The organism is Litoribacter ruber (assembly GCF_018449405.1).
Classification (GTDB): Bacteria; Bacteroidota; Bacteroidia; order Cytophagales; family Cyclobacteriaceae; genus Litoribacter; species Litoribacter ruber.
The window spans coordinates 20562-38300 of the sequence record NZ_JAHCMY010000009.1 but is presented as its reverse complement, the minus strand read 5'-3'; the positions used below and the strand labels follow the sequence as shown (position 1 = coordinate 38300).

The window sequence follows — 17739 nt, the reverse complement described above, 5'->3', positions numbered from 1 at the left end:
TTAATGTCCAGTTAACCAATTTCGCTTACTCCTCGCTCAATTCCAAAGCCTGCGCCTCAAAATGGCTTGCTATTTTTTCCAAAGAAAGGTTTTTGTCTATTGCTAAAATAGAACCTCCCACAGTAAAGATTTTTTCCTTTATCCCTTCAATCAATTTGCTGTCAAAATTGCCGAGAACATAGTCCTTGCCCTCAAAAGTATATTTTTGATGATAAGGGAAGTTTTCTTCCAAAAGCTGAGAATCTGCAGTGATTACAAATTGGTGTTCGGAAGAGGCTGGAGCTGCGTATTGTTTCTTTAGGCCATTTTCAACCAATGTATATTTGAATCCAGAACTGCTTTTGGCCAAGTCGGAATATACTGCGGAACCCGTGGCCAGGCCTCCAGCACCTTTACCCTGAAAGTTTTGCAATCCTATGTTTTTAGACAATATGCTGATCGCATTATACTCATTTTCAACTTGGCTCAAAGGGTGATTTGGCCCTACCAAGGTTGGAAAAATTGAGGCAGACACATCTCCGTCTTTTACTGAGCTTAGGGCTATAAGCTTAATTTTTCCGCCTACTTTCTTAGCAAGTGAAAAGTCCTCAGCCTGGAGGTGGTCTATGCCAATGCAAGGGATTGACTTTTCATCAAGGTGGATTCCGTAGGAGTGGGCCGCCAAAATACAGAGCTTGCTGGCCACGTCACTTCCATTGATATCGAAGGAGGGGTCTGCTTCGGCATATCCATTATCTTGAGCCTGTTTTAAGGCCTCTTCAAAGTTTTGGTTTTCCTGCTGGATTTTGCTGAGGATATAATTGGAAGAGCCATTGAGAATCCCTTGGATTTCCTCAATTTGATCCCCTTGATATTGGGTGCTGATATTGGAGAGTACCGGGATGCTTGCGGCAACGGCTGCTTCGTATAAAAATTTACCTCCATGGGCTCTTTCAAGTTCCAATAGTTCTGGAAGGTGCTTGGCCACCAGTTTTTTATTCGCAGATATTACAGTCTTGCCCGACTCCAATAGCTTTTTGGCAATAAAATAGGCTGTCTCCGTCTCACTGATTAGCTCAACCCCGATTTCAGAATCCGCCAACAGGGCTTCAAGGTCATACTGAAAACTGATTCCTTTTGGCCGCTCCTTTTCTTTGCTTTTAACTGCAATGTGCTGGGGCTTGAGATTTTTTCCATCCTTATTGGCGATTTCATAATACCCTTGGCCTACTACGCCAAACCCTATAAGTCCTATTTTATTTCCCATTTTCTGTATATAGATAAAAAGATTTTAAGATGTAATGAAGTTGTTCGTACTCGATCAGAAAGGCATCGTGCCCATATGAAGAGCTGATTTCGGAATACTTACCGTCCAGGCAGTTTTCGGAAATGTATTGGCTTTCTTCCTTGCGGAATAGTTGATCGGTGTCGATACCTACTGTGAGCATTTTTGCTTTGATTCCCTGCAGAGCCCGCTCGGTGCCGCCACGGCCCCGTCCAAGGTCATGGCTATCCATGGCCTTGGTCAGAACCCAGTAGGACAAAGCATGGAACCTGTCCGCCAATTTTTTCCCCTGATACTGGAGGTAGCTGCTGACTTTGTAATTGTCCAGTTTCTCTTCCATATCATCCTGGCTTTGCTGAAAGGTATCCGGGTGCCTATAGGTAAGCATGCCAATGGCCCTGGCGGCTCTTAAGCCTGACTTGCCTGCTTCTGCAATCTCCTCTCCCCAAGTGCAGTCTGCTTGGATCGCCATTCTCTGCGCCTCATTAAATCCGCGGATCCATGGGGTTGACTTGGCGTTTGCGGCAATGATGATGCTGTAATCCAGCCTTGACCCGAGCTGATAAGTCCATTCCAAAGCCACCTGCCCACCAAGTGAACCACCAACCAAGGTATGGATATGCTCTACCCCCAGATGCTCCCTCAATTTCTCCAAGGCCCCTGCCATATCACGTGTAGTGAGTTGGGGAAATTGATAGAAATAGGGCTTCCCTGTTTCAGGATTGCTGCTCAATGGGTTGGTCGAGCCATAGCATGAACCCAATAAGTTGGTACAGATAATTTTATATTGCTTGGGATCGTAGAATTTGTCTTCACCCACCAAGCCAGACCACCACTCGTGCACATCGGCATTTCCGGTGAGGGCATGGTTGATCCAGATGACGTGGCTGTCAAGTGCTTCTGGGTTGCCATAAATGGTGTAGGCAATCTGGAATCCGGCCAGATCCTCACCGGATTCCAAAAGATACCTGTCTTCGTAATGAAATACTCTTGACTTGTCTTCAATCTCAAGCAAAGGAGAGTTTAGATTCATGTTCTTGCGTGGTTTTTTCTAATGCGTTTGATAGATCCGCCTTGATGTCGTCGATATGTTCAAGCCCAACTGATATTCTCAAAAGGGTAGGGGTGACGCCGGCCTTGAGCTGTTCCTCATCGCTAAGCTGCTGGTGGGTGGTGACAGCGGGCTGAATGATCAGGGTTTTTGCATCTCCCACATTTGCAAGATGGGAAATCAGCTCCAGGTTATTGATCAATGAGGTGGCTTCCTCTTTTTCTCCCTTTAGTTCAAAACTCAATACTCCTCCATATCCGTTTTTCAAATACTTCTTAGCCAAGTTGTGGTAAGGAGAGCTTTCGAGGCCGGGGTAATTTACCTTCTTCACTTTTGGGTGGTCAGCAAGCCACTTGGCTAATACCAAGGCATTGTCCACTGTCCTTTGAACTCTAAGTGACAGGGTTTCTAATCCCTGAAGTAAAAGGAAGGAATTGAAGGGGCTTTGGGCAGGGCCAAAGTCCCGGAGGCCTTCCACCCGGGCACGAATGGCAAAGGCTATATTCGGCAAACCTAGCTGGTTTCCTTCACCGAAGGCCTCCCAGAAATTAAGTCCATGGTAACCTTCTGATGGTTCTGAAAACTGTGGAAATTTCCCGTTGCCCCAATTGAAGTTGCCTGCATCTACGATTACACCTCCGATGGAAGTCCCATGTCCGCCAATCCACTTGGTAGCCGAGCTGGTCACTACACTGGCCCCATGGGCAATGGGCTGAAATAGGTAGCCCCCGGCCCCAAATGTGTTGTCCACTATTAAGGGGATGTCGTGTTTTTTGGCCACCGCCGCCACTGCCTCAAAGTCCGGAATGTTGAACTCGGGGTTTCCTATGGTCTCCAGATAAAGTGCCTTAGTATTTTCATCTATGAGCTTTTCAAAAGCAGCTGGGCTGTCATTCTCGGCAAACTTTGCCTGTATTCCAAGCCTTTTGAAGGCCACTTTGAACTGGTTGTAGCTTCCGCCATAGAGGAATGGCGTGGTGACAAAATTGTCCCCGGCTTGTAAGATGTTGTTTAAAGCTAAAAACTGGGCAGCCTGACCTGAGGCGGTAGCCACGGCAGCCACACCGCCCTCGAGAGCTGCAATGCGTTTTTCGAAAACATCCGTGGTCGGATTCATGATCCGGGTATAAATGTTGCCGAATTCTTTTAGGCCAAAAAGGTTGGCCCCATGTTCAGCGCTGTTAAATACATAGGAAGTGGTTTGATAGATAGGAACGGCCCTGGAATTGGTACTCGGATCGGGTTCCTGGCCTGCATGCAGCTGTAAGGTGTCGAAATGATAGTTCTTGGACATGGCGAAATTTTTTAAATTATGGAAAATAGGATTTTAGTGGGGCTCCGTAGAGGGAGCCAATGGAAACAAGCGCAACCTGGGAAGGTTACGGATTAAGAAATACAATAGCAGCAAACTCTCCTAGGGTTAGGGAAGTTAAAGAAACTGTAAAGATTGTTGGATAAGGAAATTCTTGCGTATATCATCGGTTAAGAATTTATATTTCCCAATGAGGATATTCTCATAGGGCAGGAATTGGCACCTTGGATTTTCCAGGTTGCCAGAGGGTCATAGAGCCTGTCTCTCACCTCTTCTGTATAAATCCCAACACTCAAAAAGCGATAGGATAGAACAAAGTAAAGCTATCGATGTTGAAAATGCAAAGCATAACTTCTTTTTTTATCAAAAATTCAACAGAAACCACCTTGAAACACTTTATTGCCATATTTATTAGCCTTTTGTCTTTTACGACCCATGCCCAAACGGTCCAAAAACTCAATGCCGAAATTAAATATGGATTTATTATCCCCCATGCTGAGGACCTCCGCCCCGTGTCAAGTACAAATCCCATTGGACTACAGCTCACCTATTCCCAAATGGGCCTGAGTCAAGAGGCTTACGAGGTCTGCAACTGCTTTTTTGATTGGGGAGTCCAGTTAAATTTTCATGATTTCAACAATCGCGATATTTTGGGGCAGGCTATTTCTGTTTCTACTTTCTTTGAACCGATATTGGCCCGATGGGACAAAATGAATTTCTCTATAAGGGGAGGGATAGGCACGAGTTACCTCACAAGGGTTTACGATGAACAGGACAACCCCGAAAACCAGTTCTTCAGCGCCCCGTTGAGCTTTTTGATATATCTCCAACCCCGTTTGAATTTTCAGATTTCAGAAAGCTGGGATGGCAACTTGTCCCTTTTTTACAACCATATCTCCAATGGGGGTCAAAGCCAACCCAATAGAGGCATGAATTATCCCATGTTAGGGGGTGGGGCAACCTATTATTTTGACAGGCAGCCATTTCCTGATTATTCTCCTAAAAGGGTTAAAGGTGGGGTAAGGTATTATGCGGAAGTGTTTTCCACCCAACGAAAAAGCGAAATGCGTGAGGGTAGGGATTGGGTTCTTGGCTTTGGTGCAGGGGCATACCACCCCGTTAGTGGGATCAATGCTTTAGGCTTGGGTGGGGAGTTGGCCCATGACCAATCCTTGAATCAGGCAGAAGAGGTAGGGGAAGGCTTTATTGCCGCCCCCTTTATTTCCCACCACTTCTTGTTTGGGCGCTTTGAATTTGCCCAAAGGTTTGCCTATTATGCTAGCAAGCCCGACAATTATACGAGCAATAATTTCTATCAAAGGTATATCCTTCAATACCGCGTCTGGGAAGGGCTACACCTTGGAGCATCTTTAAAAAGCCATGCCCATGTGGCCGAAAACATAGATGTCCGGGTTCAGTGGAAATTTTGATCCATACCTATCCTTACCTTTACATAATCCCAGCAAAAAGATGGTTTCAAAAAGTTGAGCCCATTGGCAACTTTGATAGCAGTGGGATGGGATAGCTTTTCCTTGATTCTATAGATGAGGTAATCCAGATAACGGGTATAAGTCAGGTAGATGAAGCCATATTTCAATCCTTTCATGAGCAAATTCTCCTTCTGGAATTTATAAAGGGATTTGTAATAGGGGTTGTAGCCTGATTTGGAAATATTTTGGGTGTGAAGCCGGTAGCCCGCGGTCACACATTCGAGAAACTTGATTTCCCACTTTTCCTTGATAATTCTAAACCACATGGGATAATCATCTATAAATGGATACCTTTCATCATACCCATCCAGTGTCTCCACCACATCGCGGCGGATAAGGGTGGCCATGGCTGGAATTGGGTTGTCAAGCAGGAGCGACCTTTCATAGGGCTTAGCTAGGGCTGCGCCGAAAGCAGGGCCATCCATTTTTTGTAACTTATAAAATGCCCTTGCACGGCTATAAATCAACCCGACGTTGGCATCAATCTCACAGTTCAGCAAGTTGGAAATGGAGTCGGGAAATAAAAGGTCGTCACCAGGCAAAACCTTGACCCAATCTCCGCTGATATATTTTAAGGCACGGTTAATATTGGGAGTAATGCCACTATTGACTGGGCTGGTGACCAATTCGCAATGGACAAAGCTAGCCGCATTTTCTTTGATCCAGTCTTCAATCAAGGCTACTGTATCATCTTTTGAATGGTCGTCGGTGACGATCAGTTCAATATTACCGTAATTTTGATTTTTAACACTGTCAAGGGTATCAATTATGAACATGCTAGAATTATAGGTCACCACGATTATCGATACTAGGGGGGACCTTTCAATTTCTTTTGCGCTATTATCCATCATGTCTAAAAGGTTTTTTCTTCCTGCAAAAGTGTTTCCTGCCACGCCTTATAGGCCAATGACTCATTTATTTCCACATCATCAAAAGTGACCACCTGACCAGGTTCCACCGTTCGGGTAAAATGAACCTTGCTCATCAACCCAATGGGTACATGGCTGGGTTCCTCAGCTATTTCCATGGCTTCACCCCTTACTTCCATGCTGCCAATTCCCTTCTCTATTAGTGTCCCCGCTGCTATGCGCTTTTTGGCTACGGTAGCCACGGATACAGTAGGAAACCTGCCATTATCAATCAATACCTTGTCGGTATGATAAAACTTCAGAATCGTCTTGGGAATTTCAAAATAGCAAAGATGGGTATGCTTGTAAAGCAGGTAATGGGGGCCGTCACCCATTTTGTAAGTCTTTAAGCCCGCAGCCAAATCATTATGATGGGTACCCACCAAAAATACACCCGGAGGCGCAGTGGGAGAAATGATGTAGTCACTTAGCACCTTATTCTGGGCCGAAGCGATAGTGGCTAGATGGAAAGCCCCTGCTTCCAAATTGTCGGTCTTTTCTCCGATCAAGCCTCTTTGCGCAATGTTGGCCCCAAAGGCATTGGCTACCAAGGCCTGCTCAATCTGCAGTTTGGTCCCATCAGTGAAAGAGGTTACCGAATTGACCGTGAAGCCCTGCTTTTTGGCCCAGAAAGTCATGTCGTCAAAGCCGGGGTTATGGTTGAGAAAACCTTTGATGTTGCCATATACCAAGGGGGTAAAGCCCATCTGCAAAGCTTCCTCCCGCAGGGCGGCAAGACATCCCGGTTGATCACCCTCCGCCTCGGTGATCTGGCCCCGGCTGGATAGCCAAGTCCCTGAAAGGACCTGCGTGTCGGCATCCATGGTTACGACCTTGACCCCATACTGGAAAGCCAGGTCGATAATGGCTGTGGAGTAAATGGGGTCTCCGGTGCTGACCACCAAAATATCCGAATGTTCAAGTACCTGTTGTATGGATTGGGTGATCAGCTCTTGGGATACCCCCAGATCAGGGATAATTCCCTTTCGGCGGGTGAGGATATAGCTCACCTCCATGTCCTTTCTCTTGCTGATCAGCCTGGCCAAACCTCTGGCAATGGTGCCAGTGCCCACGATCCCTACCCGGATCTTAAAAAGTTCTCTTCTCATGATAAAAAATTTTATGTTAATAATAAAAGTGAAACTAAAATACGGGAAGTTTGGGTAAAATGCAAAAAATACCATTTAAAAAATCATTAATTTGTGGTGAAATGCTTTTTTATAAAAAAAAGCCGCTCCATTTAAATGAAGCGACTTAGTGTTTTATTTTTTATATGTATCCAGCAATATTACCCCTACATCTTTGAAACTGCCGGAGTTTTGGTCTGTTGCTAGGATAAAGCCTTTTTCGGTCTTCGGTCCCATCACGGTGGGCAGGCTTCTGTCCTTTCAATCAAAGGAAAAAAGGCCAGCTGCATTGGCTGCAGGCAGTCGTTATTGCGGAAAACCAAATTATTTTTTCTCCTCTTTTGTAGTGATCAAGACCGCCCCGTGTTTAGCAGCAGAACCGTAAAGGGAGGTCGTCCTGGCTGGATCTTTCAGCACTTCGAATTTTTCAAAATTATTTGGGTCCAACTCTTTCAATTTTTCGTATTCGGTTACCCTACCATCTACAATAAATAAAGGTTGCTTTTCTCTTTTTTCGTCTAATTTCAGATTAACCTTATCTGATTGTAAATCCGTATAATTGACAGACCTTATTCCTTTTCTGGAAAGTACTTTTTCCACGTCTTTTAAACTACCCATGTTCACATTGTCATTTGCAGAGATGTTTGCAGTGACTTTAGTGAATTTTTCCAGTTGATTCAAATAGTTTTCAAGGTAGGCCTCAAACTTGATCAGGTCAAAAGTCTGACCGTTGAACTGGACCTCATCCTTGGATTTAATGTTTATATTGATCTGTTTTTTACTTGGCTCGGGGCCATAACCGGTTACTACAATTTCAGGGGTTGTGTGGCCAGGGCGGGAGTCAATGATTTTTTCCTCCTTTTTGTCACTTCCAGCCATTCTGAACTTAATAGGCAACCTCATCCTTACGGCAACCTCTTCACCTCTTTGTTTTCCAGGAATCCAATCCTCGGCATTTTCTATCAGCCTCAAGGCCTCCTCATCTGCACCGCCTCCAATGCCCCTAAGAACATCAGGGTTTTCCAGTTTTCCGTCTTTGGATACGGTGAAAACCACATAAACAGTTCCCTCAATATTGTTCTCTCTGGCTCTTTGTGGGTAGGTGATATTTTTGGATAGGTACTTGTTCCAAGCCTCCATTCCCCCAGCAGGCATAGGCGGATTTTCTACCACATCGTAAACCTCACTTTCGCCAATTACTGGTCTGACCGTCCTTGGACTTTCAGTTTTGGGGCGGGGTGCTTTTGGAAAGAAATCATGGCTTGCAGTATGGTCTCCTTGGCTGGTAAGCAAGTGTCGGATCGTATGCACAGTGGGTACAGGCTTGCCGTCTTTTTTGGCAGGTTCCCACTTAGGAGCATCAGGACCAGATAGAATAGCAATTACCTTTTCATCCAAACCTCCGCCAAAGCTTCTCTTGACTACGGGATTGGTAATGTTGCCACTCTCATCCACCACAAATTCAATTTCCAGTTCTCTTTGCAGATTCAGCATCCTTTCCTTTTCAGGCATGGAGATGGCGTTTTTCAGGAATTGATTCCAGGTTTCTTTTCCGCCCTTGGGCCTGGCTTCTTGATCCACGTTCTTCTCATACATTTTGCCATACTTCTTGGTAGTGATGGATTGTATGCTAAGGTTATCAATCATGCCCAACACCTTGATATACTCCTGGTCATCTTGGATATTGGTAAAGGTATACTGCAACTCTCCAATCTGCGCGGTAAGGGTGCCGTCTTTTAAGGGGCTGATCAGCTCGTAATGTTTGGGCTGCTTGATTTTGACCACTTTGATGCCCACCTCTAAGGTGTCTTTTGCATTTATCAGCTTGTTTTCCAGTTCGGAAAGGCCACTTCTGTTGATGCTTTCGGTAAGGAAGGATGGTTGATAGGTTTTCATGGACACCAGCCCGAGCAACATAGCTGTCAAGGGAAGTACCATCACCATTTTATACCAGTTGATTTTAGGCGACTTTTTCATCATTAATATTCTTTTTAAGGTTGTAGATCTAATGAAATAGTTGCCGATAGGAAGATCTAAGCCTTTAAAAGCTATTCTAATGATTAATTTCTTGTAATTCTCTTTATTGGGAACCTTGGCGAGCACCTTTTCATCGGCCAGGTATTCATGGGTATCGATGAGCGCTGTGCGCATGAGGTGTATGGCCGGGTTAAACCAAAACAATAAACTCAATATTTGATAATAGATCACATCATAGGTATGACCCTGGCGGATGTGTTCAATTTCGTGATTGATGATCTGCGCTTTTTCAGATTCATTCAATTTCTCTGTGTCATCCCAAAAGAGACGGTTGAAATAAGAAAAAATGGGGGCCAGGCCAAAGGTGGGGATCTTAAGGTACTTGTCCGTGATGTGGTAGGAGGACTCATACCAGCCTTTCCTGAAAAGGGCCTGAAGTTGATAAAATTGGGCTATCAGCCGGGCGGCCAATAATAGGGTGATAATTAAATAAGCAATGAAAAGATAATCGGTAATCTCCCAGAGTACGGGCAGCCGCGAACTGCTTACCGTGACCTCGGGGAGGCCAAATGAGCCAGCAATTTCTTCAGGTGCTTGCTGTGAAGCGAGCACCTGATAGAAATTTGTGTTTTCCAGAGAAATGCTGGGTTTGTTAAAGTCTACCGGGATCTCAATTATGGGAAAAAGCAGGGCTAGGAGGGGGGTAATTAAGATGTAAATCCTAGCTAGTGTAAAGGCTTTCTCATTTTTGATAAAGCACCAGTATATTCCGTAAAAAAAGAACAGACAAAAGGTGCTCTGCCAAATATAATTGATAGCCCCGGCCATGTTATTTGTTGATTACATCTGACTTAACCTCGTCCATCAATTTCTCCAATTCCTTTACATCAAGATTCTCATCTTTGGCAAAGAATGAGGTCAGTTTGGTGAATGACCCTCCAAAGTAACCTGTCAACAGGTTTTTGATAGAGAAACTTCTGTATGAATCCTTGGAGACTATTGGATAGTACTCGTGGGATTTACCGTAAGCCTTGTGCTTTACAAAGCCTTTGCGCTCCAAAATCCTGATGATTGTGGACACAGTGTTGTAAGCCGGCTTCGGCTCATTCATTTTTGCGAGGATATCTTTGACAAAACCTTTCTCGATATCCCATAGAATCTGCATAACCTGCTCTTCTGCGCGTGTTAATTCTCTCATGTTCGTATGGTTTTTTTTTGTAACTTAATCAGTTAGTTTTTTTAAAGCAAATTTTTTGGCTAAATCTTTCTATCGGCACTGTAAAAATAGTAAAAACCTCTCTTTTAAACAAATTATTTAGTTTAAAAATTAAACAGTTCGGTAAATTGGACGCAAAAAAGCCGCTATTCCTAGCGGCTCTCGGTTATGCTGTCTTCAACTTTATTATCCTTGTGGCATGCAGCAACTTAACTATTGGATAAGTCGGGTCAAACTCATACCACTTTACCGCAAAGTTTACTCTTTTAGGTAATTTGTGGTGGTTGTTCTGGAACAACTCGCCCAACATAAGGAAATCCAGTAGAAGTGAATTTTTTGATTTGTCATTGTTGTCAAAGTTGGCGTAGCCATACTTGTGTCCGCTCCAGTTTACAATGGCTCCGTGAACAGGTCCCATCATGAAGTGGATTGGAAGCAACAGGTACATTGCCCAGTGTGTGCCAGGCAATTCAAATACACTAATGCTCAATACATATATTAATATGTACAAAACTCCCCAGCCTACACGAGCCATCATGGAATCCGCCAAAAGGTCAAATTTGTTCCAGTCCGGAACGTCCTTTGAAAACCTTTCTTCCGGCTTCAGTCGGAAAGAGAAATAATCGTTGTAAATGTTTTTAGTCTTCCACATCATGGTGAACAAATTTTCTGTGTGATGTGGGCTGTGTGGGTCTTTTGGAGTGTCGCTGTAAGCATGGTGCATTCTGTGCAGGACAGCATAGGCTCTAGGGGACAGGTAGCTGCTTCCTTGGCATACCCACGTGAAGATATAGAAGAATCTTTCCCAGAATTTGTTCATGACAAACATCTGGTGGGCTGCATAACGGTGAAGGAAGAAGCTCTGGCAAAACAAGGAGAAATACCAGTGGAGTAAGAAGAAGACGATTAGGATCACTTATACTGAATTTAAATTAACACGAATTACAAAGATACTTTCAAATTGCCAGAAAGATAAACCAAGGGGGGCTAATTTTTCTTAAACATGATAAGAATCATGTTTTTTAGGAGTCGAACGAGTAGTTATTAACGATCTTTTTCTCGGAAATAATTCCTTTTCTATTAAATTTATTGAAAAATCGGTGGTTGGTCCTGGTAAATCTGGCTTGATGCTCTACGTTGTCCCTACTTCTAGAGAGGGTGGCAAGCTTTCTTTTACAGTCTTTCCATATTTAAAAATTAGAACTACCTTTATGAGTAAATCAAAAGAAGCAATGGGGATTTTAGTCCAGTTAATCGTGGCTGCCTTGGCGGTAGTGATCACGGCCTTTTTATTGCCAGGAGTAAGTGTGGATGGCTACCTGACAGCCATTGTGGTGGCGGCGTTCTTGTCTCTGCTGAACATTACCATCAAGCCTATATTTATATTGCTGACCATTCCCATTACGGTGATGACTTTAGGCCTGTTTTTATTGGTGATTAATGCGCTGATGATCCTGATAGCTGCTGAAATTATCCCGGGTTTTGCAGTAGCCGGATTTTGGTGGGCACTCCTGTTCAGCTTTATTTTATCTTTAATCAACTCTCTGTTGGGCGTGTCTCTAGGAGGGAAGTGATTTGTGTTTTTAAGCCGAGGGTATGGACCTGTCCTTATCCCTTATATATAAGGTGTTGATTTCATTTTCAGTATGGAGGTGCGGCTTCTGGCTGCTCTCCGGAATAGTGACCACGAGCACAAACTTTTCCTCGAGAAGTTTTTCGTCATCGATGTAATCCACTTCAAATATTTCAAAGCTTAATGCTGCCGGAGGCAGTAGGTGTTTTTGGTTGGCCTGATCGATCATAAACATTTCTTCCTCTGCATCAATGCCTATAAGTTGCTTTTTGTCGGAGATGCCAATGACCAGTTTGCCACCTTTGGTATTGGCAAAAGCAGCAATAGTTTTGGCAATCTTGGATTGATTGGAAATGCCCTGTTTGAAGTCCAGGTGGATTCCTTCTTGGGATTTCAATATTTCCTTAATGAAATCGTTATCTTTTTTTATAGAAATCATTTTATTTTTATATAATATGTTGTAATTTAATTAATTGAATGAGAATCGTATGCTTTACTTGACCTATATCTTTTTAAAGTATTACGGTGTTTTAATAAATTTGCTCACATTAACCACCAATTTAAATTGAAAACATTTCAAACAATGCTCACAAAACATGAAAACGACGGGATGAAGCCCGAGTCGATAGAAGGCCTTAAGCAAGAACTCAAGGCTACCGGTAAATCATTCAAAATCATACCAAGTGATGATAATTCCGATGAGTATGTCCATTTTCGTTTTATAGGCCTCTATGAAAATAAGGAGGTGATCTATGATTCCGTGCTTTTCACCCTAAGATTGCACCATGCCAGTGAAGTATATGAGCTTGCCGAACACAAGGCCGCCCAGAAATTCCCCAATTTTGAGGGCATCCATTATGAAGAAGACGAAAACGGTAACCTGAAGCCTTTATCCAGCCACGAGGAAGAAATTGGCTGGTACATCACCGAAATTATTATGGACATTGAAGATGAGGAAGCCGTGAAGGTTTCTGAATTTGTGGACCTGGATACCAACCATGACTACGGTATAGGCCTTGATGCAGCAATTAATGTGGAATCAATAGACGATGCCGTGATAGACAAGTTCATCAGGGATTTCAAAGAGGATACCCTTGTGCTTGACGAAACCCTTTATTCTTTTCAGTCTGCTGAAGAGGAGGATTTTGACGAGGAGGAAAGTTAAGTCGTTATGTGGCCCACGGTGTCTTTGAATTTCAATGCTTAAAATAGCTTGGTCACCCCTATATGCACACCCTTTGCCCAAGGGTCATAGGTTTCCTATGGAAAAATATAACCTCCTGCCCGAACAGCTTATTTATGAGGGTACCATCCGGGAGGAAAATTTGTTCAAGCCCCTGATGCTCGATGACAAATGGCTGCTTAATACCCATGACCCCGCCTATGTCGACAAGCTCAAAGGGCTCGAATTGTCCAAATCAGAAATCAGAAGGACAGGCTTTCCATTAAGCAAAGAGCTTGTGGACCGGGAAATCCATATTATGGATGGCTCGGTGGAGGCCTGCATGTATGCACTGGAGTTCCGAGTGGCGATGAACATCGCCGGCGGTACTCACCATGCTTTTACCGATAGGGGAGAAGGCTTCTGCCTACTCAACGACATCGCGATTTCAGCCAATTATTTATTGGACAGGGGATTTGCCAAGCAAGTATTGGTGATAGACCTGGATGTGCATCAGGGCAACGGTACAGCCGAGATCTTCAGGAATAAACCCGAGGTTTTCACCTTCAGCATGCATGGGGCTTCCAATTATCCCTTGCAAAAGGAGAAATCAGACCTGGACATAGACCTGCCCGATGGCGTGGGGGATGATAGATATCTGGAAATTCTGGACAGCTACTTGTCGCCCTTGCTGGATCAGGTGCAGCCGGATTTCCTCATATACCAGTGTGGGGTGGACGTGCTCGAAAGTGATAAGCTGGGTAGATTGGGGCTCTCCTTGGAAGGATGTAAAAACAGGGACAAGTTTGTACTTACTCTGGCAGAGAAAAACCATGTCCCCATCATGTGCTGTATGGGGGGTGGATATTCAGAAAAACTGAGTCAGATTTTGGAAGCCCATGCCAATACCTATAGGTTGGCCCAAGAGATCTTCTTCTAGGTTTTTCTTCGGTTAATCCTCTGCTGCTAAAATTATCCCTTGGAAAATAAGCACTTAGATAATTCTTAACTTATATTAACAACTTTAATAAAGTTTAAAATTTGGGAAAAGAATAGTTTGTTTATATTTGCCCCTAGTTGAATAAATGAAAGATTAAAGTGAGAAAACTAGGTAAAGTACTGGGAATTTTAGGCGTAACGGCCATGGCTTTCACTGCCTGTGACAATCAGGGCAATACTGCCAACACTAACACGTCTGCCGCTGCAGGTAACGACACAGAAGTATCAATTTCAGATCTTAAAGTGGCTTATATCCACACCGACAGTGTGATCAATAACTTCACGTTCTTCAAGGAGAAAAGTGCTGAGATCGCTGATAAGGGAAAGAAATTTGAAAGCGAGCTTTCTAACCGCGCAAGAGGTTTTGAGCAAGAGGTTGCCAATTTCCAGCAAACTGCCAACAACATGACTCCAAACCAGTCAAGAGCCAAGCAGGAGGAATTGATGACCAAAGAGAGAAACCTGGTTACTTACAGAGATAACCTGATGCAGGAACTTTCTGCTGATGAGGCCCAACTTTACAATGAAGTTTATGACCAGATTCAGGATTATCTAACCACTTACGCCGAGGAAAACAATCTTGAAATGATCTTGTCTTATACAAGAGGCGGTGGCGTATGGTATGCTAAAAACAGTTTGGACGTAACCACTTCTGTAATTGATGGTATGAACAGCCATTACAAGCAGAAAAAAGACACAACTGAGAAAAAGTAATTAACTCCTTATTAATAGGGATATAAAAGCTCGGTTCTTAACCGGGCTTTTTTTGTTAGTGTTAATTTTGGTAATTTTACTGGATATAAAACCATTTTATCTATGAATGTAACAACGTTTTTAAAACATAATTTCAGACACTTCAATGCCGCTGCGCTGATCGATGCTGCGGAAGGATACAAAACCCACCTTGACCAAAACGGCAAAATGATGGTGACTTTGGCGGGAGCCATGTCCACTGCCGAGCTGGGAATCTCCTTGGCAGAAATGATCCGTCAGGACAAAGTTCAGATCATCACCTGCACGGGAGCCAACCTGGAGGAGGATGTTTTCAACTTGGTGGCCCACGATTATTATGAGCGCATTCCTAATTATAGAGAGCTTTCTCCAGAGCAGGAACAGGATCTTTTGGATCGCCATATGAATAGGGTGACGGATACCTGTATCCCGGAAATGGAAGCCATGAGAAGGATTGAAAACGTGATCTTGGAAGAATGGGAAAATGCAGATAAGGCTGGGGAATCCTATTTTCCCCACGAGTTTTTCTATAAGATTTTGCTCTCCGGCAAGCTGGACGAATCTTTCCAGATTGACCCCAAAGACAGCTGGTTACTCGAAGCGGCCAAGAAAAATCTTCCTATCATCGTACCAGGATGGGAAGATAGCACGTTGGGTAATATGTACGCAGGGCATTGCATTTCCGGAGACATCAAAAATGTGCACACCGTAAAAAGCGGAATCCAGTACATGATGTTTTTGGCAGATTGGTACACCGAAAATGCGACCGAGGACAGCAAGGTAGGTTTCTTCCAGATTGGAGGAGGCATTGCAGGAGACTTCCCGATCTGTGTGGTACCAATGTTGCACCAGGATTTGCAACGCGACAATGTGCCATTGTGGGGCTACTTCTGTCAGATTTCTGATTCTACGACTTCCTATGGCTCCTATTCCGGAGCCGTTCCAAATGAGAAAATCACTTGGGGGAAACTCGGGCTAGAAACCCCGAAATATGTCATCGAATCAGACGCTACAATTGTTGCTCCATTGGTATTTGCGATCGTACTAGGACAATAATAACAAAGCATGATTCAAATCACAAAACCTTTTCAAAAAGCAGGCATTTTTACAATGCTTGCTTTTTCTGCTTTGGGCACCGCCCAAGCGCAGCAGATAGATCTAAGCGCGGTCAATACAGAATATGATGAACAGCATCCCGTATTGGCGCCTAGTGGGGATTTATATTTTTCTGTGGGATTTCACCCCAAAAACAAAGGAGGCGTGCAGGATGCAGGGGATATCTGGATGAGCCGCCCAAATGCCTCTGGCCAATTCTCCGAACCCCAGCAGGTGCATGCCCTTTCATCCAAAGGGAATGATGTACTCATAGGTTTTCCTTCCGAAAATGAGGCCTTGGTCTATCACGATGGCAGGGAGATGTTTAAGGGGATCCATCGCTACCACAAGGGTGACCAAGGTTGGCAGTATGGGGAAATGGTGAAGATTTTGGGATTCCGAACCAATTCAGACCACTTTAGCGGGAGGCTGCATGCCAATGGCAAAATCATGGTGATGACCTTGGAATCCTTCAGCTCCTACGGGAATGAGGATATATATGTGAGTTTCTTCGAAAATGGAAAATGGAGCACTCCACAAAACCTGGGACCTCAGATTAATACTTACCGACAGGAAATGACACCATCCCTATCGGAAGATACCAAAACCTTGTACTTCTCTTCCAATGGCCACGGTGGGCAGGGGGGAAGAAACGTTTTCTATGCCACCCGTTTGGATGAGTCATGGGAAAACTGGACCACTCCGGCCCCAGTTGGGGAAATCAACACCGAAGGCGTGGAATTGGGCTATCTTATGGCCAATGCTGATAATCTGGCTATTTATACTTCTACCCAAAACAGTGAGGGATTTGGGGACCTCATGATTGCTGACATTATGCAAAAGCAGATGGCAGAGGCTGTGATCGAAGAGCAACTTCCAGAGGTGGAAAAAAAACCCACAAAAATTGAAACCGTCAATAATACGGTACTTCCAGCAAAAGTGCCTGCCCCGGAATCGCCAAGAAAAGCTGAAAAGGTAATCTTGGACGAGGTTCAGCCCCGCAAGGTAACGGGGTCTGCCTCACAGCCTTCTATGCCCAAAACCCTTTCCATTAAGGTGCTGGATATTCAGACCCTAAAAGAGGTAGATTATCAGATCAGGGAAGTGAAGGCAGGGGAAGAAACGGTGCTTACCAAGAAAGAAATTGAAGAATTGAGTGGCGATCGCAGGCTGACCATATTTGCAAAAGGATATTTCCCGCAGACATTTTTAAAAAACACCTTAACAGAACTTCGCGATCCGGTGATGCTTACGCCTGCGGCCAAGGGTAATAGTATCGTTTTGGATAACGTGCTGTTCAAGAGGGGAACGGCTGACTTGACTGATATAAGCTCTTTGGAAAACATCAAAAAACTGGCTTCCTTCCTCAAGGATAATCCTGAGTTAAAGGTCCGAATCGAAGGACATACCGATAACCTGGGTGATCCCCAACTCAACAAGGAACTTTCAATGAGTAGAGCCAGTATGATCAGGAACCTGCTTATTGATGAAGGGGTCAAATTTGAAAGAATCCGTGTATCCGGCTGGGGCGGTACCAAACCCATTTCCGAAAACCAAACCGAAGAGGGGAGGAATATGAATAGAAGGGTTGAGTTGGTTATTTTGGATTGATTTTCCTTAACCGCTAAAATTACATTAAAGAAAACCGCAGAGGCGCGGAGGACACAGGGAGATTTAATTCTCTGCGAATTCCGCGCTACTGCGGTTATTTTTTTCCTGTTTTGCTCTAAAACTTTGTCAGCGAAGAAGTCTTGATGTAACTTCTTTTAAACCCTGACTGCCGTCTAGGCAGGTTTGTGGTACTTCGTGGCCCATTTGCCTCTGCGAAGTAGT

At 44.1% G+C, this 17739-nt stretch carries 16 protein-coding genes and 1 riboswitch; of the genes, 7 read left to right on the top strand and 9 right to left on the bottom strand.

Annotated features, from left to right (window positions below):
* Nucleotides 1–25: 25 nt before the first annotated feature.
* Genes KI659_RS14220 through KI659_RS14210 form a run of 3 tightly spaced genes read right to left on the bottom strand, consistent with a single transcriptional unit; the run spans nt 26 to nt 3609 of the window.
* The gene (locus KI659_RS14220; protein ID WP_213946029.1) at nt 26–1246 is read right to left on the bottom strand and encodes a homoserine dehydrogenase; all 1221 of its coding nucleotides are present in this window, start codon (nt 1244–1246) and stop codon (nt 26–28) included.
* On the bottom strand, nt 1236–2297 hold the full coding sequence (locus KI659_RS14215) for a homoserine O-acetyltransferase family protein (protein WP_213946028.1): 1062 nt from the start codon (nt 2295–2297) through the stop codon (nt 1236–1238). Before KI659_RS14215 ends, KI659_RS14220 begins: the two co-directional genes overlap by 11 nt.
* Entirely contained in the window at nt 2272–3609 is a 1338-nt protein-coding gene (locus KI659_RS14210; protein ID WP_213946027.1) for an O-acetylhomoserine aminocarboxypropyltransferase/cysteine synthase family protein, read from the bottom strand. The genes KI659_RS14215 and KI659_RS14210 overlap by 26 nt, the downstream gene beginning before the upstream one ends.
* Before the next feature lie 193 nt (nt 3610–3802).
* Nucleotides 3803–3912: riboswitch (SAM riboswitch) on the bottom strand.
* Between the two features lie 101 nt (nt 3913–4013).
* Between KI659_RS14210 and KI659_RS14205 the strand changes: the two genes are divergently transcribed.
* Nucleotides 4014–5057 carry an acyloxyacyl hydrolase gene (locus KI659_RS14205; RefSeq protein ID WP_213946026.1) on the top strand — a complete coding sequence of 348 codons (1044 nt, stop codon included), beginning with the start codon at nt 4014–4016 and terminating at the stop codon, nt 5055–5057.
* Here KI659_RS14205 and KI659_RS14200 read toward each other — a convergent pair.
* The 5 genes from KI659_RS14200 to KI659_RS14180 form a co-directional block, all read right to left on the bottom strand.
* Complete coding sequence (locus KI659_RS14200) at nt 5042–5968, bottom strand: glycosyltransferase (protein WP_213946025.1); 927 nt, start codon at nt 5966–5968, stop codon at nt 5042–5044. The genes KI659_RS14205 and KI659_RS14200 overlap by 16 nt on opposite strands.
* Before the next feature lie 2 nt (nt 5969–5970).
* A complete protein-coding gene (locus tag KI659_RS14195) occupies nt 5971–7134 on the bottom strand; it encodes an NAD(P)-dependent oxidoreductase (RefSeq protein ID WP_213946024.1) in 1164 nt (387 codons plus the stop codon).
* A gap of 342 nt (nt 7135–7476) precedes the next feature.
* Nucleotides 7477–9957: a TonB family protein gene (locus KI659_RS14190; RefSeq protein WP_213946023.1), complete on the bottom strand. Its 2481-nt coding sequence runs from the start codon at nt 9955–9957 to the stop codon at nt 7477–7479.
* 1 nt (nt 9958) lies between these two features.
* Nucleotides 9959–10327 carry a BlaI/MecI/CopY family transcriptional regulator gene (locus KI659_RS14185; protein ID WP_143961411.1) on the bottom strand — a complete coding sequence of 123 codons (369 nt, stop codon included), beginning with the start codon at nt 10325–10327 and terminating at the stop codon, nt 9959–9961.
* A 184-nt stretch (nt 10328–10511) separates the two neighbouring features.
* Entirely contained in the window at nt 10512–11261 is a 750-nt protein-coding gene (locus KI659_RS14180; protein WP_213946022.1) for an acyl-CoA desaturase, read from the bottom strand.
* A 295-nt stretch (nt 11262–11556) separates the two neighbouring features.
* Between KI659_RS14180 and KI659_RS14175 the strand changes: the two genes are divergently transcribed.
* Nucleotides 11557–11919: a phage holin family protein gene (locus tag KI659_RS14175; RefSeq protein WP_213946021.1), complete on the top strand. Its 363-nt coding sequence runs from the start codon at nt 11557–11559 to the stop codon at nt 11917–11919.
* Between the two features lie 9 nt (nt 11920–11928).
* On the opposite strand, the gene KI659_RS14170 is transcribed toward KI659_RS14175, so the two are convergent.
* On the bottom strand, nt 11929–12357 hold the full coding sequence (locus KI659_RS14170; RefSeq protein ID WP_246535423.1) for an AlbA family DNA-binding domain-containing protein: 429 nt from the start codon (nt 12355–12357) through the stop codon (nt 11929–11931).
* Between the two features lie 144 nt (nt 12358–12501).
* Between KI659_RS14170 and KI659_RS14165 the strand changes: the two genes are divergently transcribed.
* From KI659_RS14165 to KI659_RS14145, 5 genes are all read left to right on the top strand, one after another.
* Nucleotides 12502–13083 (top strand): hypothetical protein, encoded by a 582-nt coding sequence (locus tag KI659_RS14165; protein ID WP_213946020.1) that lies wholly within the window; start codon nt 12502–12504, stop codon nt 13081–13083.
* A gap of 34 nt (nt 13084–13117) precedes the next feature.
* On the top strand, nt 13118–14020 hold the full coding sequence (locus tag KI659_RS14160; RefSeq protein WP_213946019.1) for a histone deacetylase family protein: 903 nt from the start codon (nt 13118–13120) through the stop codon (nt 14018–14020).
* A gap of 158 nt (nt 14021–14178) precedes the next feature.
* Entirely contained in the window at nt 14179–14793 is a 615-nt protein-coding gene (locus tag KI659_RS14155; protein WP_213946018.1) for an OmpH family outer membrane protein, read from the top strand.
* Between the two features lie 102 nt (nt 14794–14895).
* The gene (locus KI659_RS14150) at nt 14896–15867 is read left to right on the top strand and encodes a deoxyhypusine synthase family protein (protein ID WP_213946017.1); all 972 of its coding nucleotides are present in this window, start codon (nt 14896–14898) and stop codon (nt 15865–15867) included.
* A gap of 9 nt (nt 15868–15876) precedes the next feature.
* Nucleotides 15877–17517 (top strand): OmpA family protein, encoded by a 1641-nt coding sequence (locus KI659_RS14145; RefSeq protein WP_213946016.1) that lies wholly within the window; start codon nt 15877–15879, stop codon nt 17515–17517.
* Nucleotides 17518–17739: the final 222 nt, after the last annotated feature.